Annotated in this window: 23 protein-coding genes, 7 tRNA genes and 1 pseudogene; 21 read left to right on the top strand and 10 right to left on the bottom strand. The window is 55.4% G+C overall.

Features of this window, described 5'->3' with window-relative positions:
• Window positions 1-59: 59 nt before the first annotated feature.
• The 6 genes and pseudogenes from AC6CWS_RS00885 to AC6CWS_RS00860 all read left to right on the top strand — a co-directional run bounded on the left by AC6CWS_RS00885 (window position 60) and on the right by AC6CWS_RS00860 (window position 4,350).
• Window positions 60-989: a formate/nitrite transporter family protein gene (locus AC6CWS_RS00885; RefSeq protein ID WP_023290545.1), complete on the top strand. Its 930-nt coding sequence runs from the start codon at window positions 60-62 to the stop codon at window positions 987-989.
• Window positions 990-1,077: 88 nt separating this feature from the next.
• Window positions 1,078-1,152 (top strand) — tRNA-Arg (locus AC6CWS_RS00880).
• Between the two features lie 602 nt (window positions 1,153-1,754).
• A pseudogene (locus AC6CWS_RS00875) lies at window positions 1,755-1,961 on the top strand (MASE4 domain-containing protein); the annotation flags it as partial.
• A gap of 143 nt (window positions 1,962-2,104) precedes the next feature.
• The gene (locus AC6CWS_RS00870) at window positions 2,105-2,425 is read left to right on the top strand and encodes a GGDEF domain-containing protein (RefSeq protein WP_498256374.1); all 321 of its coding nucleotides are present in this window, start codon (window positions 2,105-2,107) and stop codon (window positions 2,423-2,425) included.
• A 217-nt stretch (window positions 2,426-2,642) separates the two neighbouring features.
• Entirely contained in the window at window positions 2,643-3,125 is a 483-nt protein-coding gene (locus AC6CWS_RS00865; RefSeq protein ID WP_023290574.1) for a WbuC family cupin fold metalloprotein, read from the top strand.
• Window positions 3,126-3,489: 364 nt separating this feature from the next.
• Window positions 3,490-4,350, top strand: coding sequence for a hypothetical protein (locus tag AC6CWS_RS00860; protein ID WP_080901551.1), 861 nt, complete (start codon window positions 3,490-3,492; stop codon window positions 4,348-4,350).
• A 30-nt stretch (window positions 4,351-4,380) separates the two neighbouring features.
• Here the strand turns inward: AC6CWS_RS00860 and cynR are convergent, their stop codons facing one another.
• Window positions 4,381-5,289 carry a transcriptional regulator CynR gene (gene cynR, locus AC6CWS_RS00855; protein ID WP_080901550.1) on the bottom strand — a complete coding sequence of 303 codons (909 nt, stop codon included), beginning with the start codon at window positions 5,287-5,289 and terminating at the stop codon, window positions 4,381-4,383.
• 132 nt (window positions 5,290-5,421) lie between these two features.
• Between cynR and AC6CWS_RS00850 the strand changes: the two genes are divergently transcribed.
• The 3 genes from AC6CWS_RS00850 to ypdK all read left to right on the top strand — a co-directional run bounded on the left by AC6CWS_RS00850 (window position 5,422) and on the right by ypdK (window position 7,482).
• Window positions 5,422-5,880, top strand: coding sequence for a nucleoside deaminase (locus AC6CWS_RS00850; RefSeq protein ID WP_065812252.1), 459 nt, complete (start codon window positions 5,422-5,424; stop codon window positions 5,878-5,880).
• Window positions 5,877-7,073: a CynX/NimT family MFS transporter gene (locus tag AC6CWS_RS00845; protein WP_323109500.1), complete on the top strand. Its 1,197-nt coding sequence runs from the start codon at window positions 5,877-5,879 to the stop codon at window positions 7,071-7,073. Before AC6CWS_RS00850 ends, AC6CWS_RS00845 begins: the two co-directional genes overlap by 4 nt.
• Window positions 7,074-7,410: 337 nt before the next feature.
• On the top strand, window positions 7,411-7,482 hold the full coding sequence (gene ypdK / locus AC6CWS_RS00840; RefSeq protein ID WP_099119320.1) for a membrane protein YpdK: 72 nt from the start codon (window positions 7,411-7,413) through the stop codon (window positions 7,480-7,482).
• A gap of 70 nt (window positions 7,483-7,552) precedes the next feature.
• Here ypdK and alaC read toward each other — a convergent pair whose 3' ends face one another.
• Both alaC and AC6CWS_RS00830 read right to left on the bottom strand, forming a co-directional pair.
• Window positions 7,553-8,767, bottom strand: coding sequence for an alanine transaminase (alaC, locus tag AC6CWS_RS00835; RefSeq protein ID WP_004202031.1), 1,215 nt, complete (start codon window positions 8,765-8,767; stop codon window positions 7,553-7,555).
• A gap of 286 nt (window positions 8,768-9,053) precedes the next feature.
• Window positions 9,054-9,152: a hypothetical protein gene (locus tag AC6CWS_RS00830; RefSeq protein ID WP_032428955.1), complete on the bottom strand. Its 99-nt coding sequence runs from the start codon at window positions 9,150-9,152 to the stop codon at window positions 9,054-9,056.
• On the opposite strand from AC6CWS_RS00830, the gene AC6CWS_RS00825 reads away from it, so the two are divergent.
• Together AC6CWS_RS00825 and AC6CWS_RS00820 are read left to right on the top strand one after the other, a co-directional pair.
• Window positions 9,151-10,848 carry a sensor histidine kinase gene (locus AC6CWS_RS00825; RefSeq protein WP_080901548.1) on the top strand — a complete coding sequence of 566 codons (1,698 nt, stop codon included), beginning with the start codon at window positions 9,151-9,153 and terminating at the stop codon, window positions 10,846-10,848. The two genes, AC6CWS_RS00830 and AC6CWS_RS00825, sit on opposite strands and share 2 nt — an antisense overlap.
• Before the next feature lie 11 nt (window positions 10,849-10,859).
• Window positions 10,860-11,597: a LytR/AlgR family response regulator transcription factor gene (locus AC6CWS_RS00820; RefSeq protein WP_023290580.1), complete on the top strand. Its 738-nt coding sequence runs from the start codon at window positions 10,860-10,862 to the stop codon at window positions 11,595-11,597.
• Window positions 11,598-11,651: 54 nt separating this feature from the next.
• On the opposite strand, the gene glk is transcribed toward AC6CWS_RS00820, so the two are convergent.
• Complete coding sequence (glk, locus tag AC6CWS_RS00815; RefSeq protein WP_080901547.1) at window positions 11,652-12,617, bottom strand: glucokinase; 966 nt, start codon at window positions 12,615-12,617, stop codon at window positions 11,652-11,654.
• Window positions 12,618-12,880: 263 nt separating this feature from the next.
• Here glk and AC6CWS_RS00810 point away from each other — a divergent pair, with 263 nt between their 5' ends.
• Entirely contained in the window at window positions 12,881-14,116 is a 1,236-nt protein-coding gene (locus tag AC6CWS_RS00810) for an ion channel protein (protein ID WP_049013229.1), read from the top strand.
• Here the strand turns inward: AC6CWS_RS00810 and AC6CWS_RS00805 are convergent.
• Window positions 14,113-15,774 carry an alpha-keto acid decarboxylase family protein gene (locus AC6CWS_RS00805; protein WP_032453679.1) on the bottom strand — a complete coding sequence of 554 codons (1,662 nt, stop codon included), beginning with the start codon at window positions 15,772-15,774 and terminating at the stop codon, window positions 14,113-14,115. The two genes, AC6CWS_RS00810 and AC6CWS_RS00805, sit on opposite strands and share 4 nt — an antisense overlap.
• A 180-nt stretch (window positions 15,775-15,954) precedes the next feature.
• Here AC6CWS_RS00805 and mgrA point away from each other — a divergent pair, with 180 nt between their 5' ends.
• Entirely contained in the window at window positions 15,955-16,947 is a 993-nt protein-coding gene (gene mgrA / locus AC6CWS_RS00800; protein WP_023290583.1) for an L-glyceraldehyde 3-phosphate reductase, read from the top strand.
• Window positions 16,948-17,077: 130 nt separating this feature from the next.
• On the top strand, window positions 17,078-17,437 hold the full coding sequence (locus AC6CWS_RS00795) for a DUF2502 domain-containing protein (RefSeq protein WP_023290584.1): 360 nt from the start codon (window positions 17,078-17,080) through the stop codon (window positions 17,435-17,437).
• Window positions 17,438-17,494: 57 nt separating this feature from the next.
• On the opposite strand, the gene AC6CWS_RS00790 is transcribed toward AC6CWS_RS00795, so the two are convergent.
• Complete coding sequence (locus tag AC6CWS_RS00790; RefSeq protein WP_080901545.1) at window positions 17,495-18,736, bottom strand: Nramp family divalent metal transporter; 1,242 nt, start codon at window positions 18,734-18,736, stop codon at window positions 17,495-17,497.
• Window positions 18,737-19,082: 346 nt separating this feature from the next.
• Between AC6CWS_RS00790 and nupC the strand changes: the two genes are divergently transcribed.
• On the top strand, window positions 19,083-20,285 hold the full coding sequence (gene nupC, locus AC6CWS_RS00785) for a nucleoside permease NupC (protein ID WP_012540950.1): 1,203 nt from the start codon (window positions 19,083-19,085) through the stop codon (window positions 20,283-20,285).
• Window positions 20,286-20,333: 48 nt separating this feature from the next.
• On the opposite strand, the gene AC6CWS_RS00780 is transcribed toward nupC, so the two are convergent.
• The 3 genes from AC6CWS_RS00780 to AC6CWS_RS00770 all read right to left on the bottom strand — a co-directional run bounded on the left by AC6CWS_RS00780 (window position 20,334) and on the right by AC6CWS_RS00770 (window position 22,904).
• Window positions 20,334-22,505 (bottom strand): EAL domain-containing protein, encoded by a 2,172-nt coding sequence (locus AC6CWS_RS00780; protein ID WP_080901544.1) that lies wholly within the window; start codon window positions 22,503-22,505, stop codon window positions 20,334-20,336.
• 206 nt (window positions 22,506-22,711) lie between these two features.
• Window positions 22,712-22,787, bottom strand: a tRNA-Ala gene (locus AC6CWS_RS00775).
• Window positions 22,788-22,828: 41 nt separating this feature from the next.
• Window positions 22,829-22,904 (bottom strand) — tRNA-Ala (locus tag AC6CWS_RS00770).
• A 219-nt stretch (window positions 22,905-23,123) separates the two neighbouring features.
• Here AC6CWS_RS00770 and AC6CWS_RS00765 point away from each other — a divergent pair.
• Both AC6CWS_RS00765 and AC6CWS_RS00760 read left to right on the top strand, forming a co-directional pair.
• Entirely contained in the window at window positions 23,124-23,477 is a 354-nt protein-coding gene (locus AC6CWS_RS00765; RefSeq protein WP_004202017.1) for a YfeC-like transcriptional regulator, read from the top strand.
• Between the two features lie 3 nt (window positions 23,478-23,480).
• Window positions 23,481-23,873, top strand: coding sequence for a MerR family transcriptional regulator (locus tag AC6CWS_RS00760; RefSeq protein ID WP_023290586.1), 393 nt, complete (start codon window positions 23,481-23,483; stop codon window positions 23,871-23,873).
• A gap of 52 nt (window positions 23,874-23,925) precedes the next feature.
• Here the strand turns inward: AC6CWS_RS00760 and gltX are convergent, their stop codons facing one another.
• A complete protein-coding gene (gene gltX, locus AC6CWS_RS00755; RefSeq protein ID WP_004202014.1) occupies window positions 23,926-25,344 on the bottom strand; it encodes a glutamate--tRNA ligase in 1,419 nt (472 codons plus the stop codon).
• Window positions 25,345-25,603: 259 nt separating this feature from the next.
• Here gltX and AC6CWS_RS00750 point away from each other — a divergent pair.
• From AC6CWS_RS00750 to AC6CWS_RS00735, 4 genes are all read left to right on the top strand, one after another.
• Window positions 25,604-25,679, top strand: a tRNA-Val gene (locus AC6CWS_RS00750).
• A 45-nt stretch (window positions 25,680-25,724) separates the two neighbouring features.
• Window positions 25,725-25,800, top strand: a tRNA-Val gene (locus tag AC6CWS_RS00745).
• Window positions 25,801-25,846: 46 nt separating this feature from the next.
• Window positions 25,847-25,922: transfer RNA gene (locus AC6CWS_RS00740), tRNA-Val, on the top strand.
• Window positions 25,923-25,926: 4 nt separating this feature from the next.
• A tRNA-Lys gene (locus AC6CWS_RS00735) sits at window positions 25,927-26,002 on the top strand.
• The last annotated feature ends 65 nt before the right edge of the window (window positions 26,003-26,067 follow it).

Below are 26,067 nucleotides of genomic sequence, written 5' to 3'. Positions count from 1 at the left end.
CAGACGCCAGGTAAAGCCGCTACGCTATTACTATACAGAGTGATAGCGAGGGCCACGAAATGGATGAACTTGATGATAACAAATTAAAGCCAGCGGACGACGAACGTGAGGTCGAAAGTGAAGAAAAGCAGCGCGGGGAGGAGATAGAAGTGGATGAAGACCGTCTTCCCTCGCGGGCGATGGCGATCCATGAACATATTCGTCAGGAAGGGGAAAAAGAGATGGAGCGCGATGCGCTGGCCCTGCTGTGGTCTGCGATTGCGGCCGGTCTGTCGATGGGCGCCTCGTTGCTGGCGAAAGGGATTTTTCACGTCAAGCTGGAGGGGATCCCGGGAGGGTTTTTACTCGAGAACCTCGGGTATACCTTCGGCTTTATTATCGTGATTATGGCCCGCCAGCAGCTGTTCACGGAAAATACGGTCACCGCCGTACTGCCGGTGATGCACAATCCCACCCCCGGAAACGTCGGTTTACTCATGCGGCTATGGTCGGTGGTGCTGGCGGGCAATCTCATCGGCACCGCGGTGGCCGCATGGGCCTTCAATTATATGCCTGTTTTTGATGAGCCGACCCGCCAGGCCTTCGTCAGCATCGCCGAAGATGTGATGAAAAACAGCCCGACGGAGATGTTCGCCAATGCGATTATTTCCGGCTGGCTGGTCGCCACCATGGTCTGGATGTTTCCCCTCGCCGGCGCCGCCAAGATCGTGGTGATCATTCTGATGACCTGGCTTATCGCCCTGGCGGATACCACCCATATCGTGGTGGGCTCGGTGGAGATCCTCTATCTGGTGTTTAATGGAAGCCTGCCCTGGAGCGACTTCATCTGGCCTTTCGCCCTGCCGACGCTGGCGGGTAATATCTGCGGCGGGACCTTCATCTTCGCACTGCTTAGCCATGCGCAGATCCGTAACGACATGAGCAACAAGCGAAAAGCGGAAGCCCGCGCGCAGGCCGCTGCAAAAGCCAAAAATGCCGACCGGGCATAAAAAAGCGCTCAGAATGGCGAGGGTTTAAGCAGTCAGACGGTATAGCTCTTACTCAGGCGGGCGAAAAACGCTATACTCGTGCCGCCTTGTCCCCTTAGTTAAATGGATATAACGAGCCCCTCCTAAGGGCTAGTTGCAGGTTCGATTCCTGCAGGGGACACCATAACCCTCCTGCTTTATGTCGGATCCACGCCGACTTTTGATGGTTTTTCTGCAGCTCCTGTAGACAGTCTACTCAAGGTGGTACCGACCTGATCATCAATGCCCCCTTCCTGTTAACGCACAAAGTGATTTATTTATAGATATAAAACCCGTGGCGCCATTCCTCTTTTTAAAAAGAGGAAAACACCAGTTATAATTTTGCGACTAAAATGAACAACCCACAGGAAAAGACGAGTTGTAAAACGTAATGACATCGTCCGCAGCGACCGCACGAAAAGCATACTGCTCACTCCCGACAGACATTCAAAATATTGATATTCACGATCATAAAAACATAGTTTTCTTGCCCTGACAGGTATGACCTAATGAACAGGCCATCAGACTCATCTATTTTTACCGCAACGCGTTAACACTCACCTAAATCATCACCGCGGCATTAGTATTCAAGTTTCGTTCGCATCGCCTGCTGGCCTCCCATAATCACATTATTATTACCTTTGCCTGTGTAAGCCTGACCTTAGCTATCGTCCTGATTGTTGGATTTTCCTCAATCCACCTGTATGAACCAACGATTCGCTTAGCCAGTAATATAATGGTTTACATATGGACGTTCTTTTTTTAACGACGATGGCATTAACCCGCTTCAGAAATATATTCTGGACAGGAATCTATTTTTACTACTTCGTTTATATCTTAACCTTCTCTTTCTTAACAACCGCAGATGTCGCTAGCGAGAACACAGGGTATAAAACGAGGCTTTTCGAAACGCTGGGCACTCTGAACTTTATTATCATTATTTTCCTTAATGCGTTTAATCTTTATCAATTATCCAACAATAAATATGAGAATGCCTATCAGAACTCGATTCGTGATTATCTGACGCAGCTGTATAACCGCCGTTATTTTTACCTTGTGCTGATAAAAAAAATGCAACGGGTCTCTGTGCAAAACCATTGTCTAAATTGTTATGCGACATCGATCATTCCAAGCGCATCAATGACAAATATGGTCACTTTCAGGGAGATCTTGTTATTCAGTATGTGGCCGGGGTACTTCAGGATCAGGTTCGCAGAGATGATATTGTGGCCAGAACAGGCGGCGAGGAATTTGCGCTATTACTGTCTGACGTGGGCCAACAGCAGGCGCAACTCATCGCCGAGCGGACCCGCCAGACCATTATCAATCCAGGCGACGTCAGCAGCAGGGTTAAACTGCCCGAAAGCGTCACGATCAGTATCGGTCTTGCCACAACGGAGGATCCTAAAACGGTATAGAATGAATGACTTAACTGTGCCGACGGCGCCCTGTACCAGACAAAAAAAGCAGGTAGGAATTGCGTGGTTGCCTGGCAGAAGCCCTCCTGCACTCTATAGCCTCGACAATTAACCGACAGCAACACGCTTTATGCGTACAATATCGCGTGGCCTGGTCGTCAACCTGCCGCCCAGCCGATGCAACACTCTCTGGACAACAAAGGAGCCAGGCGTTGATATGAAACAGATCACCCTTAGCGATATGCAGCAGCAGAGCGAAGCGGCGGCCAGTTCACCGCGCTTACGTGCCCATCGCAATTTTCACCCTGAGCTGAGCGACCCGGTGCAGCGTCTGGCTATCGCTATGGAACCCGGCACCTATATCCGCCCGCACCGGCACCGACATACCTTTGAACTTTTGCTGCCGCTGAAAGGTCGCTTTGTGGTGCTAAATTTTGATGATCATGGCGCGATCACTAACCGGGTGGTGCTGGGTGAAACCTGCACGGCGCTGGAAATGGAGCCTGGCACCTGGCATACGGTGCTCTCACTCGACGCTGGTGGGATGGTATTTGAAGTCAAACAAGGCGCTTATCAACCGCTTGCTGAAATCGACACTATGGACTGGGCGCCAGCAGAAGGTCAGCCGGGTACCGCGGAGATGATGGCCTGGTATGCCATCGCGCAGCCAGGAGATCGCTATCCCTCTGTAACCCGGTAAGCTTGGCCGCCGCAAACGGATGCCGCGAGTATCCGTTTGCGTTATCCCTGTCGTCCAGGCATTGATCTCAAGATCCACATTCTCTTCATGATGCGTTCCCTCTCGTCGAGGTCGTTAATAAAAAAACAAAAAAGTGTTGTATTCAGGCGCTAAGCAAACTATTTTTCTCGAGCGAAATAAATGATAGGATTACACCATCAAGTGAATGGCTGACGTAACAATAAGAATAATCATCTTATTGATATAATATTCTCAACATGAATGAATTTCATCAATCAGACCAGCGACGTTAACAAAAAAAGCACATGACCATCAGATTTTCATTGCTAATACTGACCGCTATTTTCTGCAATAAACAATCCTTATGAATATAACAGAACGGAATATCTGGAAATTAAATAATTTACCGCCAATGGAGTATTGTTCCCTTTCCCGGGCGCAAAAATTATTAAACTGTGAAATTGAAGACATTCTTCACTGGCATGATATCGGTGCGATCAATCTATGCCTGAAGCTTAACCCGACGCGGGGAACACTAAAACTCGCCGTCCTTTCTCATCAGGAAAAAGAGGTAACCGACACATTTAATCCACTCAATTCATCTGAGACGCTGGAAACCTACTGGTCGCCACACTCCCATATCCATAGCATTTTGCGGATTGATGGCGATATTCCCGTCATGGAAACCCAGAGCGGGAATACCGTCACGCAGTTCAACGTCAAGGTCACAGCTTCAGGACTCTGGCATCCGCACGGCCGGAATTTAATGGCGTTGCTGGAGGCGCCTAACGATATTCATCGTGAAAACAGGTTCAGCATGATGCTGCCTGAGAAACCGTTTGTTTATTGTCACTTCATTCCGCAGGAAGCCGAAAACCCCATCCTGTCATTGAATCGGCTCTATATTACCAGTCAGGCAATTGAGAAAATATTTGCCCATAGCATTAGCGCCCGACCGATGGATGTCACAAAAAATCCGCTACGGCAACAAACCGGTTATATCCATCAGGAATTAACCTCACTTCCGCAAAGTGAGGTACTGCTGGAATTTATCCACGATCTTATTCTGTCCCATACTTTATTTAATGTGAAATTGCAGACAATGGCTGAGCCAGACAAGACCCAGCTCTTTCATCACGTGCTGGAAAGGCTGAAGGAGGAAGTCATGCTTAGAGAGAATGCCCTGCCCGACGAGGCCGACACCAGCAACGCAGCCCACCGTTAATCCTGGCTCGCCGTCGAGCGACGCACGCCTTCAGGCAGGAGGCAGGCGGTTTTCCTGCTCAAGCGTTAGCGCAATCTCCCGCGCCAGGGCGATAAATTCGCGTGCCGCGGCGCTCTGCCACGCATCCCTGCGCTGGAGCAAACAGGCCGTTCGCTGCAGCAGCGCGGGTTCCAGCTCAATCGCCACCACATCATCATACTGCCCGGCGATCGCCGCCGGCAGCAGTGTCGCAAGGGGCGTTCGCCGAATGACCGACAGAACGGCGCCGATAGAGTTGGCCTCCATCTGCACGTCAGGTTCGAGCCGATGACGACGACAATAACGATCGATCTGCTCCCGGGTGGCAAACTCGCTGCTCAGTAAAATCAGCGGCTGCGCGTCGAGCGCCTGCAGCCTGAGCGCGTTCTCTCTGGCCAGAGGATGCGTGCGGCTCACCACTAGCGCGAGGGTTTCCGTCAGCAGCGGCTGCACGACAATATCCGGGGAACGACTGTCGTCAAAGGCGATGCCGACATCCAGGTCATCCTGCAGCAACATCATTTCCATGCGCTCCTGGTTCATCTCCTGGATCAGCAATTTCACGCCGGGGTAGCGTCGATAGTAGTTTTCCACCAGCGGTCCCAGCATATAGGTGGTGAAGGTCGGCGTCATGGCAATGCGGAGTTTGCCGCGCTGCAGATCTTCAGCGTCATGCAGAGCGCGCCGCCCCTCCTCAAGATCGCGTAACGCCCGGCGGGCATACTCCAGCCAGATCTCTCCGGCATCGGTTAACCGGATATAACGGCCAGAGCGGTCGAAAAGCTGAACCTCCAGCATGGCTTCCAGCTGGCGGATCTGCTGTGACAGCGCCGGCTGGGAGACGTGCAGCGCCGCGGCGGCTCGGGTAAAGCCACGGTGTTCTGCCACAGCGATAAAGTAGGAAAGATGGCGCAGGAGCATCCGCTTACCTATAAGTAATTCAACTAGGGTTCATCATAAATAAGTCTTTTAACTTATGAAACAAGTTACGTACCCTCTACGCACGACCCGTTGCCTCTTTTACCTTGAACATTATCTTGTGCAGGAGTGACTATGTCCGCTCACGATCGCTATCTCCAGCGCGCCTTAGCGCTGGCAAAACAAAACACAACCCACGGCGGTCGCCCCTTTGGCGCCGTGATGGTGCGCCATAACGAGGTTGTCGCCGAAGCCGTCAACACCTTTCATCTGAGCGGCGACCCAACGGCGCATGCCGAACTGAATGCCGTTCGCGATATTGCCGCCAGGCTGGGAAGCGAAGTTCTGCGCGAATGCGTTATTTACGCCAGCGGACAGCCTTGTCCGATGTGTCTTAGCGCACTCTATTTAACCGGCGTTCGGGAAGTATTTTTCGCCAACAGCAATCAGGACGGAGAGCCTTTCCAGCTATCTACCGCCGCGATTTATCAGCAGTTGCAGCAGCCGCTGGCGCAGCAGACATTGCCGATCCATCATCGCCCGCAGCCGGAGGGGCTGGCAGTTTATCAGCGGTGGGCGGAACAGCAGCCATGAAAGCCGTGTTGCGACAGAATCTGACGCTGGGGATCCTGGTGCTGATCGGCATAAATATGCGGCCGCTGCTCACCTCCATCGGCCCTTTGCTTCCGGAGATCCGCGCCGCCAGCGGGATGAGCTATACCCTGGCAGCGCTACTGACCGCCCTGCCGGTGGTAGCGATGGGCGTGCTGGCGCTGGCCGGCGGCTGGGTCGATCGTTATGTCGGTCAAAACCGTAGCATTGCGCTAAGCCTGCTGATTATCGCGGCGGGCGCCCTGTTGCGGGAAATCGCCCCGAATAGCGGCCTACTGCTCACCAGCGCCCTGGCCGGAGGCGTTGGCATCGGCATCATCCAGGCTGCCATCCCGGCGGTGATTAAGCGCTTATTCGCCCGACGGACGCCGCTGGTGATGGGGCTATGGTCAGCCGCGCTAATGGGCGGTGGCGGGTTAGGCGCCGCGTTAACGCCGTGGCTGGCGTCGCACAGCACAGCCTGGCGGGATGCGCTGGCCTGGTGGGCGCTCCCCGCCCTCCTCGCCCTGCTCAGCTGGCTGGCGATTTGCCGGCACCTGCCCCGTGCTCCGCATCAGACCAGCGCCGCCCCCCGGGTAGCGATTATTGGCCAGCGCCGCGCCTGGACGCTGGGGCTCTATTTCGGACTGATCAATGCCGGCTACGCCAGTCTGATCGCCTGGCTGCCGCCCTATTATATGCAGCTTGGCGACAGCGCCCAGTACAGCGGCTCGCTGCTGGCGTTGCTGACGGTTGGGCAAACCGCGGGCGCTCTGCTGCTGCCGGCGCTGGCTCGCCAGGATGACCGGCGCCAGCTTCTGCTGTGTGCTCTGGCGCTCCAGCTGATTGGCTTCTGCGGCTTCATCTGGCTGCCGCAGCACTTCTCCGCGCTCTGGGCTCTCGCCTGCGGCGTCGGTCTGGGCGGCGCGTTTCCTCTGTGCCTGGTGCTGGCCCTCGATCACGCCGGACAACCGACGGTGGCCGGCCGGCTGGTAGCCTTTATGCAGGGTATCGGATTTATTATCGCCGGCCTGTCGCCCTGGCTTTCCGGCCTGCTGCGTAGCCTGAGCGGGAACTACACCCTTGACTGGTCCTGGCATGCGCTCTGTGTCCTGTTACTCATGGCGATCACGCTGCGCTTTATCCCGGCACACTACCCTACCGAGTGGCGACAGCGCGCCTCTGATCTGCATTAAACCGGTGGCGCGTGGCAACGTGAATGCCGCGCGCCAAGCCTGACTAGCCCCGCTAATCGCCCTGATGAGAAACCCGTTTTCGCAGCGTCGCTGGCGCTAAATTTATTACCGGGCGAAATTAATGTGTCGCCGAATCACGACACTCGTAAGTAACTAAAAATTAATAAAAAAATGCCTCTTGTTTCCCTGATTTTTTAGGCGTACATTAGCGCCATCTGGAGCACTTAACGCACAGAATTGCGAGCTGCCGCAGGGTGAGATTTCACCAGCGACAGCCCTTGAAAAACAGAACAATTAATTCATTTGAACGTCGCATAAGCGCGTGGAGTGATGAGTCGTGAAATACTTCTTTATGGGCCTCTCTTTTATGGTCATCGTTTGGGCCGGTACTTTTGCCCTGATGATCTAGACTGCAGCGGTGTCAAAAAAAACGGGAGCCCAGAGGCTCCCGTTTTTGTTATAGCGTATTCGCCGAAGCGCTAGCTCGCGGCGGGCAGCAAGCCATCCGCGCGGAACATCGCCTTAATGCCGCGGATCGCCTGACGCGTCCGGTCCCGGTTCTCGATCAGCGCGAAGCGGACATGGGTATCGCCATAATCGCCAAAGCCAATCCCCGGAGAAACGCAAACCTTCGCTTCGTTAAGCAGCTTTTTCGCGAACTCCAGCGAGCCCATGTCGGCATAAGGTTCCGGAATTTTCGCCCAGACGTACATGGACGCTTTCGGACACTCCACCATCCAGCCGGCCTCATGGAGCCCTTTCACCAGCACATCGCGGCGGCGCTTATACTGTTCAGCGATATCCCGCACGCATTGCTGATCGCCCTCCAGGGCAGCGATCGCCGCCACCTGCAGCGGCGTAAACGTGCCGTAGTCATGGTAGCTTTTGATGCGGGCAAGGGCGTTCACCAGGGTCTTATTACCGACCATAAAGCCAATGCGCCAACCGGCCATGTTATAGCTTTTCGACAGGGTAAAGAACTCGACGGCGACATCGCGTGCGCCGGGCACCTGCATGATGGAGGGCGCTTTCCAGCCGTCATACACGATATCGGCATAGGCCAGATCGTGGACGACCAGGATGTCATACTGCTTCGCCAGAGCGACAACCTTTTCAAAGAAATCCAGCTCGACGCACTGCGCGGTCGGATTCGAGGGAAAGCCAAGGATCATCATCTTCGGCTTCGGATAGCTCTCGCGGATGGCGCGTTCCAGTTCGTTAAAGAAATCCACCCCTTCCACCAGCGGCACCGAGCGCACCTGCGCCCCGGCAATCACCGCGCCGTAGATATGGATCGGGTAGCTGGGGTTCGGCACCAGCACGGTGTCGCCATGATCCAGCGTCGCCAGCATCAGGTGCGCCAGCCCCTCTTTCGAACCAATGGTGACGATCGCTTCCGATTCCGGATCGATATCGACGTTATAGCGTTCTTCGTACCAGCGCGAAATAGCGCGACGCAGGCGTGGGATCCCCCGCGAGGTAGAGTAACCATGGGTGTCAGGCCGCTGGGCGACGGTGCAGAGTTTTTCCACGATATGCGGCGGCGTCGCGCCATCGGGATTGCCCATACTGAAATCAATAATATCTTCGCCGCGCCGGCGCGCAGCCATTTTCAGTTCGGCAGTAATATTAAAAACGTACGGGGGGAGACGATCGATACGCGTAAAACGGCGTTCAGGACTGGATTCAGCCATAGGTTCCTCTGATTAACGTTAGCGCCCGGACCGTCCGAGCGACGCTGCCGCTGTTGCGGCTCGTTTAGAAAATAACCTGAAAAAAATCACGTTGTCGAGTGCCCTGACGAAAAATAATCACTGGCGTTAAAAACGGGTATCGTCTGCGCTAAATACGGCAGTACACTGCGGGATGAATACCGTTTTGTCTGCAAGTGGTAACATATTGATATCTTTTCTATCACGGGTATTTATCGTTTCTTCTGGCGTCTGGCGGTACATCGCCTTCCCACCCCTCAATCCCCTTTTAAAAGTGCGCCTTTTCCTCATTATTTTTCTGCGGCTGGTCTTCTGTCGTCAGGTTTTTTATCATGTCCTTTTCTGGCCACTGACGCGGCGCACCCATGCACGAAATCTTTACTATGATGCTGGCGGTCTATGATCGTGCGGCCCTGATGCTTATTTGCCTGTTTTTTCTCATTCGCCTGCGCCTGTTCCGCGAACTGTTGCATAAGTCGGCGCATACGCCGAAAGAGCTGCTGGCTGTCACCGCCATTTTCTCGCTGTTCGCGCTCTTCAGTACCTGGTCCGGTGTGCCGGTGGAAGGATCGCTGGTAAACGTGCGCATCATCGCCGTGATGTCCGGCGGGATCCTGTTTGGTCCCTGGGTGGGGGCCATTGTCGGGGTGATTGCCGGTGTGCACCGCTATCTGATTGATATTGACGGCGTGACCGCCGTGCCCTGCTTTATCACCAGCATCATCGCCGGCCTGCTGTCGGGGTTGATTAACCGCAAAGTGGCCCGCGAACAACGCTGGAAAATCGGCATTCTGGCCGGAATGGTCTGCGAGACTCTGACCATGATCCTGGTGGTGGTCTGGGCCCCTTCCCTCAGCCTCGGCGTGGATATTGTCTCGAAAATTGGTATCCCGATGATCCTCGGCAGCGTCTGCATCGGTTTTATCGTGCTGCTGGTGCAGAGCGTGGAAGGGGAAAAGGAGGCCAGCGCCGCGCGGCAGGCGAAACTGGCGCTCGACATTGCCAACAAAACCCTGCCGCTGTTCCGTCAGGTCAACAGCGATTCTCTGCGCCAGGTTTGCGACATTATCCGCCGCGACATTACCGCCGACGCGGTGGCGATCACCAATACGGAACACGTGCTGGCCTACGTGGGCGTCGGTGAAGCCAACTATCAACATCATAACGATGTCATCAGTCCCACCACCCGACAGGCCATCCGTTATGGAAAAATCATTATTAAAAACAATGATGAAGCCCACCGCACGCCGGAGATCCACTCCTTGATGGTCATTCCGCTGTGGGAAAAAGGGGTGGTCACCGGTACGCTAAAAATCTATTACTGCCACGCCCATCGCATCACCTCGACGCTGCAGGAGATGGCGATAGGCCTGTCACAAATCATCTCCACCCAGCTGGAGGTTTCCCGCGCCGAACAGCTACGGGAGATGGCCAACAAAGCGGAGCTGCGCGCTCTGCAAAGCAAGATTAACCCGCACTTTTTATTCAATGCCCTGAACGCGATCTCCTCCTCGATTCGCCTTAATCCGGACACCGCGCGCCAGCTCATTTTTAATCTGTCGCGCTATCTGCGCTATAACATCGAATTAAAAGACGATGAGCAGATTGATATCAAACGAGAGCTGTATCAGATCAAAGATTACATCGCCATTGAACAGGCGCGATTCGGCGACAAACTGACGGTTATCTATGATATTGACGACGACGTCAGCTGCGTGATCCCAAGCCTGCTTATCCAGCCTCTGGTGGAAAATGCCATTGTGCACGGCATTCAGCCGTGTAAAGGGAAAGGCGTGGTGACGATCGGCATCAATGAGTGCGGAAATCGGGTTCGCATCAGCGTTCGCGACACCGGCAACGGCATCGATCCCGCCGTGGTCGCCCGCGTGGAAGCCGATGAAATGCCGGGTAACAAAATCGGCCTGCTCAACGTTCATCATCGGGTGAAACTTCTCTATGGCGAGGGGCTGCATATCCGCACCCTGACGCCAGGAACGGAGATCGCTTTTTATGTCCCCAATCACTCTACGCCGCAGGCGCTGACGGAGTCTCTGTTGTCATGAGCGGAGAAAAGATGAAAGTTATCATTGTGGAGGATGAGTTTCTGGCCCAACAGGAACTCTCCTGGCTTATCAACACCCACAGCCAGATGGAGATCGTCGGCAGCTTTGACGACGGACTGGACGTGCTGAAATTTCTCCAGCACAACAAGGTCGACGCCATCTTTCTCGATATCAATATTCCGTCGCTGGACGGCGTTCTGCTGGCGCAGAACATCAGCCAGTTCGCCCATAAGCCTTTTATCGTCTTTATCACCGCGTGGAAAGAACACGCCGTGGAAGCCTTTGAGCTGGAGGCGTTTGACTACATTCTGAAGCCCTACCAGGAGTCGCGCATCATCAATATGCTGCAGAAGCTGACCGCCGCCTGGCAGCAGCAAAATAACGCCGCTTCCGGGTTGACCAGCGTGGCGCCTCGGGAAAACGACACCATCAATCTGATAAAAGATGAGCGGATCATCGTCACCAGCATTCATGATATCTATTATGCCGAGGCGCACGAGAAGATGACCTTCGTCTACACTCGCCGGGAGTCATTCGTCATGCCGATGAACATTACCGAATTCTGCAGCAAACTGCCCACCGCACATTTCTTTCGCTGTCACCGCTCGTACTGTGTGAATCTCAGCAAAATTCGGGAAATTGAGCCGTGGTTTAACAATACCTATGTGCTACGCCTGCGCGACCTGGAGTTTCAGGTTCCGGTCAGTCGCAGTAAAGTGAAAGAGTTTCGCCAGCTGATGAATCTGTAGACGGCGGGGAGCCCCGCCTGGCCGGGCTACGACAGTAGCCCGGGAGGAATGCGCTTACAGCACCTGACCCAGCGTCTGACGCAGATGCGCGCCGGAGCCCAGCAGGCCTGGGTTGTCATGCACGATCAGGTAAACCGGGATATCCTGGACATAGGCTTTAAAACGGCCTTTGTCCTCAAAACCGCCGCGGAAGCCGGAGGCTTTAAAGAACTCCAGGAAGCGCGGCACGATGCCGCCAGCGATATAGACGCCGCCAAACGTCCCCAGGGTCAGCGCCAGGTTTCCACCGAAGCGCCCCATAATGACGCAGAACAGCGACAGCGCCCGGCGACAGTCGGTGCAGCTATCCGCCAGCGCCCGCTCGGTGACCTCACGCGGCTGCAGGTTCTCCGGCAGTCGACCATCCGACTTGACTATCGCGCGATAAAGGTTGACCAGACCAGGACCGGAGAGGACGCGTTCTGCGGAGACATGCCCCAGCTCAGCGCGCAGCTCTTCCAGAATAATGCCCTCTTCTTCGCTGTTCGGCGCAAAATCGACATGGCCGCCTTCGCCCGGCAGGCTGACCCAGCGCTTATCAACGTGTACCAGATGGGCTACGCCCAGCCCGGTTCCGGCGCCATAAACGGCGATCGGTTTGCCGGCTACCGGCGCGCTGCCGCCGAACTGAATCAGGTGCTCGGCTTTCAGCATCGGGATGGCCATTGAAACGGCGGTGAAATCGTTAATAATCTCAAGGTGCGCAAAGCCAAGGCTGCGCTTCATCTCGGCGATGGAGAAGGCCCAGGTATGGTTGGTCATCGCCACCCAGTCGCCGGTGATCGGGCAGGCGATAGCGATACAGCCTTCGCTGACCGTCACCTGATGCTCCTCGAGATAGACGCGCACCACCGCCTCCAGACTGGGGTAATCGAGCCCGGAATAGGTCTTTGCACGAGAGATCTCTCCGCTCGCCAGATCACACAGCGCCAGGCGGGCGTTGGTCCCCCCGACATCTCCTACTAAAGCAAATTTTGTCATTCCGTTACGGCTCCGCTAAAGTCAAAATAAATCTTTTGGCACACTGTAAATTCATGGCGGCTTAACAACAACGTCCAACTCGCGGACGCCCCTTGTTTAGCGACACAGGTCACATTTAGTTTGTAATCAATGCAAAGTAGCCTATTAACGAGGCCACGGGTATCAGACGCCGCCTTAACTTTATCGTTTCAGCACCATTTGCATCGACGGTCCCCGCCGACAAAGGCAAAGTAGTGCTCCTGAACTTTAACAAGGACATTTTCATGCTCCATCCTCGCGCCAGAACAATGCTGATCCTGTCGGTGCCGGCTATCCTGATTGGCATCGCCTCCAGTCTGATCCTGATCGGCGCGATGAAGATTGCCGCGTTGCTGCAGCGCATCCTGTGGAGCAATCTGCCTGTGCAGTTTGGAGTAAGCGCCGAGAACCCGCTGTGGATCATCGCCATTCTCACGGCGACGGGGATCGCGGTGGGCCTGGTCGTCCGTTACAGCCCGGGGCATGCCGGGCCGGACCCGGCGACCGAGTCGTTAATCGGCGCGCCTATTGCCACCGGCGCGCTGCCCGGGCTGCTGGCGGCGCTGATCCTTGGCCTCGCCGGCGGCGTCAGCCTCGGCCCGGAGCATCCGATTATGGTGGTGAATATTGCGCTGGCCGTCGCCGTCGGCTCCCGACTGTTCCCGCGGGTCAGCTCTCTGGACTGGACCATTCTCGCGGCCTCAGGCACCATCGGCGCCCTCTTCGGCACCCCGGTGGCCGCCGCGCTGATTTTTTCGCAAACCCTCAACAGCAGCAACGAGTCGCCGCTATGGGATCGTCTGTTTGCCCCGATGCTTGCCGCCGCTGCGGGCGCGCTGACGACCGGGTTGTTTTTCCACCCCCACTTCACGCTGCCGCTCCCACACTATAGCCAGATGCACTTCGTCGATATCGTCAGCGGCATGATCGTCGCCCTGATCGCTATCGCCGTCGGTATGGTCGCCGTCTGGTGTCTGCCGCGCCTGCACACGCTAATGCATCGCCTGAAAAACCCGATCCTGACGCTGGGCCTCGGCGGCTTGCTGTTAGGGATCCTCGGGACAATTGGCGGACATTTAACGTTGTTTAAGGGGCTGGATGAGATGCAGCAGCTGGCCTTCAGCCAGACGCTGACCGCCTCGGATTATCTGCTCATCGCGCTGGTTAAACTGGCTGCGCTGGTTCTCGCCTCGGCCTGCGGCTTTCGCGGCGGGCGGATTTTCCCCGCGGTCTTCGTCGGCGTGGCGCTGGGGCTGATGCTGCATGCCCACGTGGACGCCGTGCCGGCGGCGATCACCGTCTCCTGCGCGATCCTCGGCATGGTGCTGGTCGTCACCCGCGACGGCTGGCTGAGCCTGTTTATGGCCGCCGTGGTGGTGCCGGACACCACGCTGCTGCCGCTGCTGTGCATTGTGATGCTCCCGGCCTGGCTGCTGCTGGCCGGGAGGCCCTTGATGATTGCCAGACACCATACCGACTAAACGCGGCTGTTTCGTTCCTCCAGCGCCTGCGTCACCGCGCGCAGGAAATCGGGGATATCCATTTTCGGCAGCATCACTTCCACCAGGGTGAGCGTATCGGAGGTGATGCTCTCCGCCATCGCCTCCCGTAGCTCATCGGTGTGCGTAACCCGCCAGCAGCGCGAGGCAACGTCCGGGGCGAAGGCTTCCGGCAGACGTCGCCAGTCCCACAGGGCAATATCATTGTAGCGCTGCTCCGGGCCGTGAATCGCCCGTTCCACGGTATACCCTTCGTTATTCAGCAGTAGAATAAGCGGCTTTTGCTTATCGCGCAGCATAGAGCCCATCTCCTGAATCGTCAGCTGGGCGGCGCCATCGCCGACGATCAGCACCACCCGCCGCTCTGCCGCCGCGGTTTGCGCGCCATAGGCGGCCGGGAGGGTAAAACCAATCGAGCCCCACAGCGGCTGGACGATCAGCGACGCCTCTGACGGCAGCTTCAGCGCGGCAATGCCGAAGGCGGCCGTACCCTGGTCGGCGAGAATAATATCGCCGGGACGCAGCGCCCCCTGCACCGTCGCCCAGAAATTTTTCTGAGTGAGTTCGCCGTCGGCCCCCTCCTCCACTTCCGGCGCCACGACCTGAGGCGCAGCCCACTCCGCCGCCAGCGGTGCGGAAAGGGTCATCAGCGCAGCCAGTGCCTGATCCATCGGCACGCCGCTGAACCAGTGATCGCCCACCCTGACCGCGAAGGGCTGGATCTCTATCGTCTTATCCCGCGCCAGATGCTGGGTGAATCCTGCGGTGATGGTGTCGGTGAAGCGCGTGCCGATGCAGATGATGGTGTCAGCGTTTTCGATGGCCTCCCGGGTCTGCGGCGCGCTGGCGATACCGCTGTAGGTGCCGACAAAACCTCTCTGCTGCTCATCGAACAGCCCCTTGCCCATTAGCATGGTGGCGTGGGCGACGGGGGTTTTCGCCACCCACTCCCGGAGCGTGTTTTGCAGGCCATAGCGTTGCGCGAGGAAGTCCGCCAGCAGGGAGATGCGTCGACTGCCCCGCAGCAGGCGGCTGGCATGCTCGCAGAATCCGGCGAGCTGGTTTTCATCCGCCGGAGCGGCCTCCACCAGCAAGCGCTGCGCTGGGGCAATCGCTGCCGCTCTGGCGACATCGGCCGGCAGCATCAGATAGCCAGGCCGATGATGCGTCAGCATATCGCGCAGAACACGGTCGATCTCATGGCAGGCGTTGCCGGCGGTCAGCAGCGCCTGGCTACAGGTGATCTGCTCGCTCATCCGCGCAAAATGGCGGAAATCGCCGTCGCCCAGGGTGTGATGCAGCAGTTCGCCGCGCTGCTGAGCGCCAGTGGAGGGCGCGCCGACGATATGTAATACCGGAATATGCTCCGCATAGCTGCCCGCCACGCCGTTCAGGGCGCTCAGTTCGCCGACGCCGTAGGTTGTTAGTAACGCACCGGCTCCCTTAATGCGTGCATAACCGTCAGCAGCATAGGCCGCATTGAGCTCGTTGGCGCAGCCGACCCACCCCAACGCATTGTGCGCAATGACCCGGTCGAGAAACTGTAAGTTGTAATCTCCCGGCACGCCGAACAAGCGGTCAATACCGCAGTCGACGAGGCGATCCAGCAGATAATCCCCAATAGTGTAAGTCGGTTGCATATCCATTTTCCTCATTTTGGCGCAGGTGTAATTTGAGTATTGAATAAGCGATCCGCCTGTCCAGAAAGGGGGCGTTAAAGGCAGTGTAAAGCAATAATTACGCCGAAAAAGCGATGTACTCCACGCAGAACATTGATTAGTGTAAACGTATACATACCCTGTTTTATCTGCGGAGGAAGAATGGTTTACCAGGCAAGTACCACGCGATATCAAACGATGGCCTATCGTCGCTGCGGCCGCAGCGGCCTTCAACTGCCGGCAATTTCTCTCGGTCTGTGGCATAACTTTGGCGATGAAACGCGGGTGGAAACCAGCCGGCAGATGCTCCAGCACGCGTTTGACCTCGGCATTACCCATTTCGACCTGGCCAACAACTATGGGCCGCCGCCGGGCTCGGCGGAGAGCAATTTTGGCCGCATCCTTAAAGAGGCCCTCCTGCCCTATCGCGATGAGTTGATCATCTCCACCAAAGCGGGTTACACCATGTGGGACGGCCCTTACGGCGACTGGGGTTCACGCAAATACCTGGTGGCCAGCCTTAACCAGAGCCTGCAGCGCATGGGGCTGGAATATGTCGATATTTTTTATCATCACCGCCCGGACCCGGAGACACCGCTGACGGAAACGATGCGCGCGCTTGATCACCTTGTCCGCCAGGGTAAAGCGCTGTACGTCGGCATCTCCAACTATCCGCTGGCCCAGGCGCGGGAGGCGGTGAAGATCCTTAACGATCTCGGCACCCCCTGCGTCATTCACCAGCCCCGCTACTCCATGTTTGAACGCGGCGTGGAAGAGGGGCTGCTGGATTTTTTGCAGACGGAAGGGGTGGGAAGTATAGCGTTTTCACCGCTGGCCGGCGGACAGCTCACCGACCGCTATCTCAACGGTATTCCGGCAGACTCACGTGCCGCCAGCAGCAGTCGTTTTCTGCAGCCGGAGCAGCTGACCAGCGCCAGATTAGAAAAAATTCGTCAGCTGAATACGCTGGCGGAAGCACGGGGGCAGAAGCTGTCGCAGATGGCGCTGGCCTGGGTGCTGCGCGAGGAGAAAGTCACCTCCGTGCTGATCGGCGCCAGCAAAACCGCCCAGCTGGATGACGCTGTCGGAATGCTGAAACATCGTCATTTTAGCGCCGAAGAGTGCGCCGCGATTGATGCCATCCTGGCGCTGTAAAGCAAATGTTACTTTAGCAAAAAGTGCTCTTTTCTGTGCTTTCGGAGTTCATCCGATGCGATAGGTCTTTACCGGCCCGTAATATCACGTTAACAGGCCGCTTAGGGCCCCGATCGTGAAGGAGAAGAGTATGTTCAGGTCACTGATTCTGGCAGCAGTACTGCTGGCCGCAGCGCCATTAGTCGCTAACGCTGGTGAAATCACCCTGTTGCCATCGATAAAATTACAAATTGGCGATCGTGACAATTACGGTAACTACTGGGACGGTGGCAGCTGGCGCGACCGTGATTACTGGCGTCGTCACTATGAATGGCGTGATAACCGTTGGCATCGTCATGACAACGGCTGGCACAAAGGCTGGTACAAAGGCAGAGATAAAGCCTGGGAGCGCGGCTATCGCGCGGGCTGGAGCGACCGCGACGATCGCCGCGGCGGCTGGGGACGTGGTCCCGGCGGGCGTGGTCACGGTCATGGACATGGCCATCACTAACAGACGAAAAGGGGAGCCCATCGGCTCCCCTTCGCTTTATTCCGCATCAGGAGGTCATTAATCCACCCCGAGCAGCGATCCCACAATTAACCAGCCGTTCAGGCTCACCACAATCGCGACTATCGCCCAGCCGATGCCTCTCACCCAGCGGGTATTCACCAGGTCTCCCATTAGCCTTGCATTGCTGGTAAATATCAGCAGCGGTACCAGGGCAAGCGCAATACCAAAGCTCAGCAACACCTGACTCATCACCAGGATGCGCGTTGGATCCAGCCCCAGCAGAATGACGACAAACGACGGCAGCATGGTGACCGCCCGGCGAAACCACAGCGGAATATGAAAGCGAATGAAGCCCTGCATGACCACCTGACCTGCGAGAGTCCCCACCACCGTCGATGATAAACCTGCAGCGACCAGGCTGAGGCCAAAGATGGTCGCCGCCGCATGGCTCAGCAGCGGCTCCAGCGTTCTGTAAGCCTGATCAAGATCGGCGACGCCGGTATGGCCATTGAAATGGAATGCCGCCGCGGCGGTCGCCATCATCGCCAGGTTGACGAACCCGGCAATGGTCATGGCGATCGCCACATCCCAGCGGGTCGCGTTATAGCGCTCTTTTCGCGTCCCGCCGTGCAGGTGCTGGGTAAGCGAGGAGTGTAAGTAGATCACGTGCGGCATAATGGTGGCCCCCAGCACCCCGGCGGCTAAGAATACCGCCTCACCGTTGGGCAGCGTAGGGATCACCAGCCCTTTGGTCAGGGGAGCCAGCGCGGGCTGGGAAAAGATCAATTCAACGACATAGGCGACGGCAACAAACAGCAGCAAGCCGCCAATCACCTTCTCCAGCGGTTTTTGTCCGCGCCGCTGCAGCATCAGGATCAGGAAGGTCGCCACCCCGGTCAGCACCGCCCCTTGCAGAAGCGATACGCCCAGCACCAGCTTAAAGCCAATCGCAGCGCCGATAAATTCGGCCAGGTCGGTGGCCATGGCGATGATTTCCGCCTGCACCCAGTAAAACCACACTACCGGGCGCGGGTAATGGTCGCGGATCTGCTCGGCCAGGTTTTTACCGGTGGCAATGCCGAGTTTGGCAGAGAGCACCTGGATCAGCATTGCCATCAGGTTGGCCCATACCACCACCCACAGCAGCTGATAGCCAAAGCTGGCGCCAGCCTGAATATTCGTGGCGAAATTACCCGGATCGATATAGCCAATGGCAGCGACGAAAGCTGGCCCCATTAAGGCGAGCTTCACCTTGCGCGCGGCGCGACTACTGCTATTCTCAACGCGACTGCTAGTCATCTTCTGCCTCTGGAAATATAGCCTTTGCTATGTTTCATGCTATCAAAATGCGAATGATTATCAAGTTCATTTAGAATGGAGATAATGATTGCTGTGATAGGAGGGAACAATTGCTGGCCGGAAATGAAAAACGGGCGTCAGTAAACCCGATCGCGCCCGCTATTAAGAGTAGTACAAGAATGCAACTTTTAAAACCTTTACGTAACATAACAAAAGTGGATGTTTGATCACTATTTTTGCCATTGGTCACAGTTCCTTGCAATAGTGTGCAATTGATCTCGTTTTCTTTAAAGCCGTTGCATAGAATGTGCACGGAAATTTAACCTGCCTCATATTTGGAGCAACTATGGACCGCGTCTTGCATTTTGTCCTCGCGATCGTTGTGGTGGCTATACTGGCCCTGTTGGTCAGTCATGACCGTAAAAAGATCCGTATTCGTTATGTTGTTCAACTGCTTGTCATTGAAGTCCTGCTGGCCTGGTTCTTCCTGAACTCCGATATTGGTCTGGGTTTTGTGAAAGGCTTCTCCGAGATGTTTGAAAAACTTCTCGGCTTTGCCAACGAAGGGACAAACTTCGTGTTCGGCAGCATGAACGACAAAGGTCTGGCCTTCTTCTTCCTTAAGGTTCTGTGCCCTATCGTCTTCATTTCCGCGTTGATCGGTATTTTGCAGCATATTCGCATCCTGCCGATTGTTATTCGCGCCATCGGTACCGTGCTGTCGAAAATCAACGGCATGGGCAAGCTGGAGTCCTTCAACGCCGTCAGCTCGCTGATCCTCGGCCAGTCGGAAAACTTTATTGCCTATAAAGATATTCTCGGCAAAATGTCGCGCAACCGTATGTACACCATGGCGGCGACCGCGATGTCCACCGTATCGATGTCCATCGTTGGCGCATACATGACCATGCTGCAGCCGAAGTACGTCGTCGCGGCGCTGGTGCTCAACATGTTCAGCACCTTTATCGTTCTGTCGTTGATTAACCCGTACCGTGTGGAAGAGAGTGAAGAAAATCTGCAGATGTCGAATCTGCACGAAGGTCAAAGCTTCTTCGAGATGCTGGGCGAGTACATTCTGGCGGGCTTTAAAGTCGCGATTATCGTGGCGGCGATGCTGATCGGCTTCATCGCGCTGATCTCCGCGCTGAACGCCCTGTTCGCCACTGTGACCGGCTGGTTCGGCTACAGCATCTCCTTCCAGGGGATCCTTGGCTATATCTTCTACCCGGTCGCCTGGGTGATGGGCGTGCCGGCAAGCGAAGCGCTGCAGGTGGGCAGTATTATGGCTACCAAGCTGGTCTCCAATGAATTCGTCGCCATGATGGATCTGCAGAAAATCGCCTCGACGCTCTCCCCGCGCGCGGAAGGCATTATCTCTATCTTCCTGGTCTCCTTCGCCAACTTCTCGTCTATCGGCATCATCGCCGGGGCGATCAAAGGTCTGAACGAAGAACAGGGCAACGTGGTTTCTCGCTTCGGTCTGAAGCTGGTTTACGGCTCCACGCTGGTCAGCGTCCTGTCTGCTTCTATTGCGGCTCTGGTTCTGTAACAGGCGCCTGTCATCTGAGCCGGGCGATGCCCGGCTTTTTTTTACCCTTCATTCGCCCAGCGGCTGAGGCTTGCCCACCAGGTAGCCCTGCAGATAATTCACCCCCAGCTCCAGCAAGCGCGCTTTTTGCGGTTCGCTTTCGACATATTCCGCCACCACGCTCATCTGTTTCGCCCGCGCCATCTCGACAATCGATTTCACCATAATGGCGTCCAGCGGGTCAGTGAGGATGTCGCGGACGAAGCAGCCGTCAATCTTGATGATATCGGCCTGGAGATGCTTCAGTCGTTCATAGTTCGCATATCCGGTGCCAAAGTCATCAATGGCGATGGCGCAGCCAAACGCGCGCAGCGCTTCAAGATTTTGCCGGCTGATGTCGGCATTGGAAAAGGCCTGCTCTTCAGTGACTTCAATAGTGATAAGGTCTGGTGAGACCGCATAGCGTTGAAACAGCGCGATAATCTGCGCGGCGCTATCCTTTTGCATCAGGGTTGCAGGCAGCAGATTGACCGAGAATCGCTGGCCAGCGTGCTGATGAAGCACGCTGAACAAGGTCTCCAGCACCAGCATGTCGAAACGTTGGCTGAGGTTAAACTGCACAATCAACGGGATAAACTGATCGGGCATAATGACGCTATCGCCACAGCGCATCCGGGTGAGGATCTCATGATATCCCTCCCCTTCCCTGTTCTGAATCGGTTGCGCATAGAGCATGAGCGCCCGCTCTTTGAGCACCTGCTTGACGCGCATGAGGAGGCGCACCTGCTCGGTGGTTTGATCCACCACCAGCTCCTGCTCCTCATCCAGCGCCAGCACCCGACGTTCGCTGCCCGCCTGTTCGGAAAGCCAGCTTAGCTGACCCAGCATCTGGTGAAGGCCCTCGCGCTGACCGTCGTCGCGGCCCCAGGCCGCGCCAAACTCCAGATCCAGCGGCTGATTGTGCCAGCTGAATTTTTTGTGGTTGAGAACCGCGACCATATGGTGCAAACGGGATGAAGGCTCCGGTCCGTCAAGCACGAGGATCAGTTCGCTGCCCGGCACCTGGAAAACTTTATCCGCCGCCCCCAGCAGCGGTTGCAGCGCCCGAATAATCTGCCGTTTACAGTCCACCCCCATCATCAGGCCATAATGCCTGCTGAGAAAGTCGAGATTATGAATACGCAGGCTGCAGATAACCTGCTGCGGACAGCTCTGTAAATGGCTCTCCAGCGCGCGCAGGTTAGGCAAGCCAGTCAGCGGATCTTCTTCCGCCTGACTACGCCAGCGGCGTTTATTGCGATCGCTGCGGGCATAGGTGTCTGCCATATAAAACAAACAGATAGTAAAGGAGATCAACACTGACAGCACAAAGGATAATGAATACTCGCTTTGGACGCCCTGGAGAAAGTTTTTGTTATACACCACCAGTAAAAAAGCCGAGACCGACCATGAAATACGCAGCAGCGCATGACCAATCCGGCTAATCCCGATAAAGTAGACGATAAAAATCACCGGAACTAAATAACCGGCAATAAATTCAGACTGATACGGCGCACACAATAGCGTTAATATCACCGCCAGCGCAATAAACCAATATAGCGTAAAGGAACGATATTTTGCTGCCAGCCACGGTAAACATTCCTGCCGCCAGAATCGTCGAGCGTAGCGTGGATTGATAATCATCCGCATTGGATAATATAAAAAGGTGGTAAAAATTAATGCGGCGCTGATTAAACTTTGAATATCTATTACGGTGTAAATCAACGGCATACTACCAAAATAGCTGGTAATAGATAGGGGAAACGCAAAATATTGTCCGGCGAGGTACATGGTGATTTTCAGCAGCACCGGCGCGAAGAACCCGCCCCAGAAGATCCGCGCCCCCATATGTTTCGCCGTTGGACCACAGCGCCAGCGCTTACCCACCATCAGTCTTAGAATAGCGCAGGAGACGAACACCGCAAACAGCTGACAAAAGAGTAAGATAAACGCCTGCGGTAGCGTTAATTTAATTATCAGGCTATTGGTAATGGCAAAGGCGAAAATTAATGGCGCAATCGCATAGCGACCAAAAATAAAAATAACAGAAAACATTACGCTGATTGGCAGCCAGGCAATATAAATAAGATTGCCATCAATAACCGTTTGCGGTGAAATAAAACGAGCCAGCGGAATAACGACTAAACAGACGATAAAGGCCAACAGAGTTTTTTTGATATTAATGTTAATTTTATCAACCATTATTGTTAATTAAAACTCCGGCAACCTCATTACGTTTAATGGGGGAAATGTTATGTTGCTTATTTAGGGCAAGCAAGGTTAATTATCAGGAAAAAGTCTGAAATTACTTTCGATTTTAATAGCTGGAGATTAACTGACGTAACCAGAAAGTGCTTTACATGAAAATAGATAAAAAAAACCCCCGCCGAAGCGAGGGTTCTGAATTTTGGTGGAGCTAAGCGGGATCGAACCGCTGACCTCTTGCATGCCATGCAAGCGCTCTCCCAGCTGAGCTATAGCCCCACAGGACCTCTTTACGAACCAAATCCGCTGGGTGCAGAATTTGGTGGAGCTAAGCGGGATCGAACCGCTGACCTCTTGCATGCCATGCAAGCGCTCTCCCAGCTGAGCTATAGCCCCGTAACGTAAAGCGTGTCGTGTTGACGGGCGGCATAATATGAATTCCTCGCTCAGGTGTCAACGGCAAAATTATCCTTCTCGATTCAATCGCTGAAAAAGCAGGCAACCTGCTGAGATTGCGAGCCTTATCGCAGCCAGAAGTTAAACAGGTCACCTTTTCCAGTAAAAGGATGCTATAACATGGACAGCTAATTCCCATACATTTACTCAGGAAATAGTATGCTCAAGGAACGAATGACACCTGAAGAAATCGCCCATCTGACCGGCTACAGCCGGCAAACTATCAATAAGTGGGTGCGGAAAGAAGGCTGGCAGACCTCTCCGCGGCCAGGCGTCCAGGGCGGTAAGGCGCGCCTGGTCCATGTCAATGAGCAAGTCAGGGAGTTTATCCGCAGCGCCCAGCGCGTGGCGGAGACGCCCGGCACCTATTCTCCCCACGACAGCGATCTGGAATCGCTGCTGCTGACCCTCTGTAAAGAACTCACTCCCAGCGAGCAGAAGCAGCTTATGTCGCTGCTGTTACGCGAGGGGATCACCGGGTTACTGCTTCGGTTAGGGATCCGCGATCGGTAAACCATGATGAAACTAAAAGATAAAATGACGCCCGCAGAGCTTGCCGACTGCCTGGGGCTGGCGAGACAAACGATCAATCGCTGGGTTCGTGAGAAGAAATGGCGCACGGAAACAATACCCGGCGTCAAAGGAGGCCGAGCGCGGCTGGTGGTCATCGACCAACCGGTGCGCGAGTTTCTGACGAACATTCCCGCCAGACGCCATCTATTTAGCGACAATCATCTCGCGGAATCGCCAGGCGCTTACCTGGTCAATGAAGCGGACGCGATCTGGCGGCAAATCACAGAAACCCTGCAACTGATGACTCCGGCAGAACAGCTGCAGCTCCGCGACCTGCTGGCCCGGGAAGGGATTAGCGGTTTTCTTGCCCGCCTCGGCATCGCCAGCCCGGCGTAACAGACAAAAAAAACGGCAGGGGTATCCTGCCGTTATATCATCTACGTCCCCGTCAGGACGCCTGGCCTTCGCGCTCAGCGATAAAAGCCAGCGCTTTATTGATACGCTCTACGCTACGGGACTTGCCGATTGCATGGACGGTAACGTCAAGCGCAGGAGACTGCCCTGCACCGGTAACGGCCACGCGCAGCGGCATACCGACTTTACCCATGCCCACTTCCAGCTCATCAGCGGTCGCCTGAATCGCGTGGTGGACGTTTTCCGCCGTCCAGTCGCTAATCGCCGCCAGCTTGTCGCGGACGACTTCCAGCGGCTGACGCGCTACCGGACGCAGATGTTTCTTCGCCGCGTCGGCGTCGAATTCAGCGAACTCTTCATAGAAGTAGCGGCAGCTCTGGGCAATCTCTTTCAGCGTTTTGCAACGCTCGCCCAGCAGCTTCACCAACTCGGCCAGCTGCGGACCGTTGCGGGTATCGATATTTTCCTGCTCAATATGCCACTGCAGATGCGTCGCCACATACTCCGCCGGCAGCGTATTGATGTAATGATGGTTCAGCCACAGCAGCTTGTCGGTGTTGAACGCACTCGCGGATTTGCTGACCGCCCCCAGCGAGAAGAACTCGATCATCTCTTCGCGGGTGAAGATCTCCTGATCGCCATGGGACCAGCCCAGACGCACCAGATAGTTCAGCAGCGCTTCCGGCAGGTAGCCATCGTCGCGATACTGCATCACGCTGACCGCCCCGTGGCGTTTGGAGAGTTTCTTGCCATCGTCGCCGTTGATCATCGATACGTGCGCGTATACCGGCACCGGCGCATTCAGCGCTTTAAGGATGTTGATCTGGCGCGGCGTGTTGTTGATATGATCTTCACCACGGATCACGTGGGTGATCGCCATGTCCCAGTCATCCACTACGACGCAGAAGTTGTAGGTCGGGGAACCATCGGTACGGCGAATGATCAGATCGTCCAGCTCCTGGTTGCTGAACTCGATAGGTCCGCGGATCTGATCGTCAAAAATAACCGACCCTTCCTGCGGGTTGGCGAAACGTACCACGCACGGCTCATCGTCAGCATGATGCTCGTGGCTATGGCGGCAGCGTCCATCGTAACGCGGCTTCTCACCGTTCGCCATTTGCTCTTCGCGCAACGCTTCCAGACGCTCTTTCGAGCAATAGCATTTATAAGCGGTACCGGCTTCCAGCATCTCATCGATCACGTTGTTATAACGATCGAAACGTTTGGTCTGGTAATAGGGACCTTCGTCCCATTGCAGATTCAGCCAGTTCATGCCATCCATGATGGCTTCAATTGCTTCCGGGGTGGAGCGTTCGAGATCGGTGTCTTCAATACGCAGTACAAACTCACCGCCGTGGTTACGGGCAAAAAGCCAGGAATAGAGAGCAGTACGCGCACCGCCAACGTGCAGATAGCCGGTTGGGCTTGGCGCGAAGCGAGTTTTGATTTTCATGAATTGGCCTTACGTTTAATAAAGATGCCGATAGCCGGCAATGTCCGGTGGAAATTATGGGTCAATATTCTAACACCGTGGGCTGATTCCTCAATGTTGTTCCCGTCGGAACGTCGCGGTTTGCCGTTTTTGTTTATAAATCATGCTATGACGCCGGTTTTGCGATCGCTTTGTTTAATTTTACGACGAACGAACGAATTCTTTAGAAAAGGCGTTGACTCATTTTCAACTCTCCCTATAATGCGACTCCACACAGCGGGGGTGATTAGCTCAGCTGGGAGAGCACCTCCCTTACAAGGAGGGGGTCGGCGGTTCGATCCCGTCATCACCCACCACTACTTAACGTAGTCTCCGCCGTGTAGAACAGAAAATTGAGAAGTGGGTGATTAGCTCAGCTGGGAGAGCACCTCCCTTACAAGGAGGGGGTCGGCGGTTCGATCCCGTCATCACCCACCACTTTCTCGCCAGCTGGATTTTCTGTCAAAATGTGAAGTACCGAAGTGGGTGATTAGCTCAGCTGGGAGAGCACCTCCCTTACAAGGAGGGGGTCGGCGGTTCGATCCCGTCATCACCCACCACTTCGGGTCGTTAGCTCAGTTGGTAGAGCAGTTGACTTTTAATCAATTGGTCGCAGGTTCGAATCCTGCACGACCCACCAATGTAAAAAGGCGCCCTAAAGGCGCCTTTTTGCTATCCGCGGAACGCACGCTCTGGCCACGAGCC

Source organism: Klebsiella sp. M041, assembly GCF_059759695.1.
The sequence above is the reverse complement of the archived record's forward strand: the minus strand, read 5'-3'. Positions and strand labels throughout refer to the sequence as shown.

Coding starts and splice junctions, on each gene's coding strand:
- AC6CWS_RS00885 (WP_023290545.1), top strand. CDS start 60: ATGGATGAACTTGATGATAACAAATTAAAGCCAGCGGACGACGAACGT.
- nupC (WP_012540950.1), top strand. CDS start 19,083: ATGGACCGCGTCTTGCATTTTGTCCTCGCGATCGTTGTGGTGGCTATA.
- glk (WP_080901547.1), bottom strand. CDS start 12,617: ATGACAAAATTTGCTTTAGTAGGAGATGTCGGGGGGACCAACGCCCGC.
- AC6CWS_RS00825 (WP_080901548.1), top strand. CDS start 9,151: ATGCACGAAATCTTTACTATGATGCTGGCGGTCTATGATCGTGCGGCC.
- gltX (WP_004202014.1), bottom strand. CDS start 25,344: ATGAAAATCAAAACTCGCTTCGCGCCAAGCCCAACCGGCTATCTGCAC.
- AC6CWS_RS00805 (WP_032453679.1), bottom strand. CDS start 15,774: ATGCAACCGACTTACACTATTGGGGATTATCTGCTGGATCGCCTCGTC.
- AC6CWS_RS00760 (WP_023290586.1), top strand. CDS start 23,481: ATGATGAAACTAAAAGATAAAATGACGCCCGCAGAGCTTGCCGACTGC.
- AC6CWS_RS00780 (WP_080901544.1), bottom strand. CDS start 22,505: ATGGTTGATAAAATTAACATTAATATCAAAAAAACTCTGTTGGCCTTT.
- AC6CWS_RS00860 (WP_080901551.1), top strand. CDS start 3,490: ATGAATATAACAGAACGGAATATCTGGAAATTAAATAATTTACCGCCA.
- AC6CWS_RS00820 (WP_023290580.1), top strand. CDS start 10,860: ATGAAAGTTATCATTGTGGAGGATGAGTTTCTGGCCCAACAGGAACTC.
- cynR (WP_080901550.1), bottom strand. CDS start 5,289: ATGCTCCTGCGCCATCTTTCCTACTTTATCGCTGTGGCAGAACACCGT.
- AC6CWS_RS00795 (WP_023290584.1), top strand. CDS start 17,078: ATGTTCAGGTCACTGATTCTGGCAGCAGTACTGCTGGCCGCAGCGCCA.
- AC6CWS_RS00790 (WP_080901545.1), bottom strand. CDS start 18,736: ATGACTAGCAGTCGCGTTGAGAATAGCAGTAGTCGCGCCGCGCGCAAG.
- AC6CWS_RS00850 (WP_065812252.1), top strand. CDS start 5,422: ATGTCCGCTCACGATCGCTATCTCCAGCGCGCCTTAGCGCTGGCAAAA.
- AC6CWS_RS00830 (WP_032428955.1), bottom strand. CDS start 9,152: ATGGGTGCGCCGCGTCAGTGGCCAGAAAAGGACATGATAAAAAACCTG.
- mgrA (WP_023290583.1), top strand. CDS start 15,955: ATGGTTTACCAGGCAAGTACCACGCGATATCAAACGATGGCCTATCGT.
- alaC (WP_004202031.1), bottom strand. CDS start 8,767: ATGGCTGAATCCAGTCCTGAACGCCGTTTTACGCGTATCGATCGTCTC.
- AC6CWS_RS00865 (WP_023290574.1), top strand. CDS start 2,643: ATGAAACAGATCACCCTTAGCGATATGCAGCAGCAGAGCGAAGCGGCG.
- AC6CWS_RS00765 (WP_004202017.1), top strand. CDS start 23,124: ATGCTCAAGGAACGAATGACACCTGAAGAAATCGCCCATCTGACCGGC.
- AC6CWS_RS00845 (WP_323109500.1), top strand. CDS start 5,877: ATGAAAGCCGTGTTGCGACAGAATCTGACGCTGGGGATCCTGGTGCTG.
- AC6CWS_RS00810 (WP_049013229.1), top strand. CDS start 12,881: ATGCTCCATCCTCGCGCCAGAACAATGCTGATCCTGTCGGTGCCGGCT.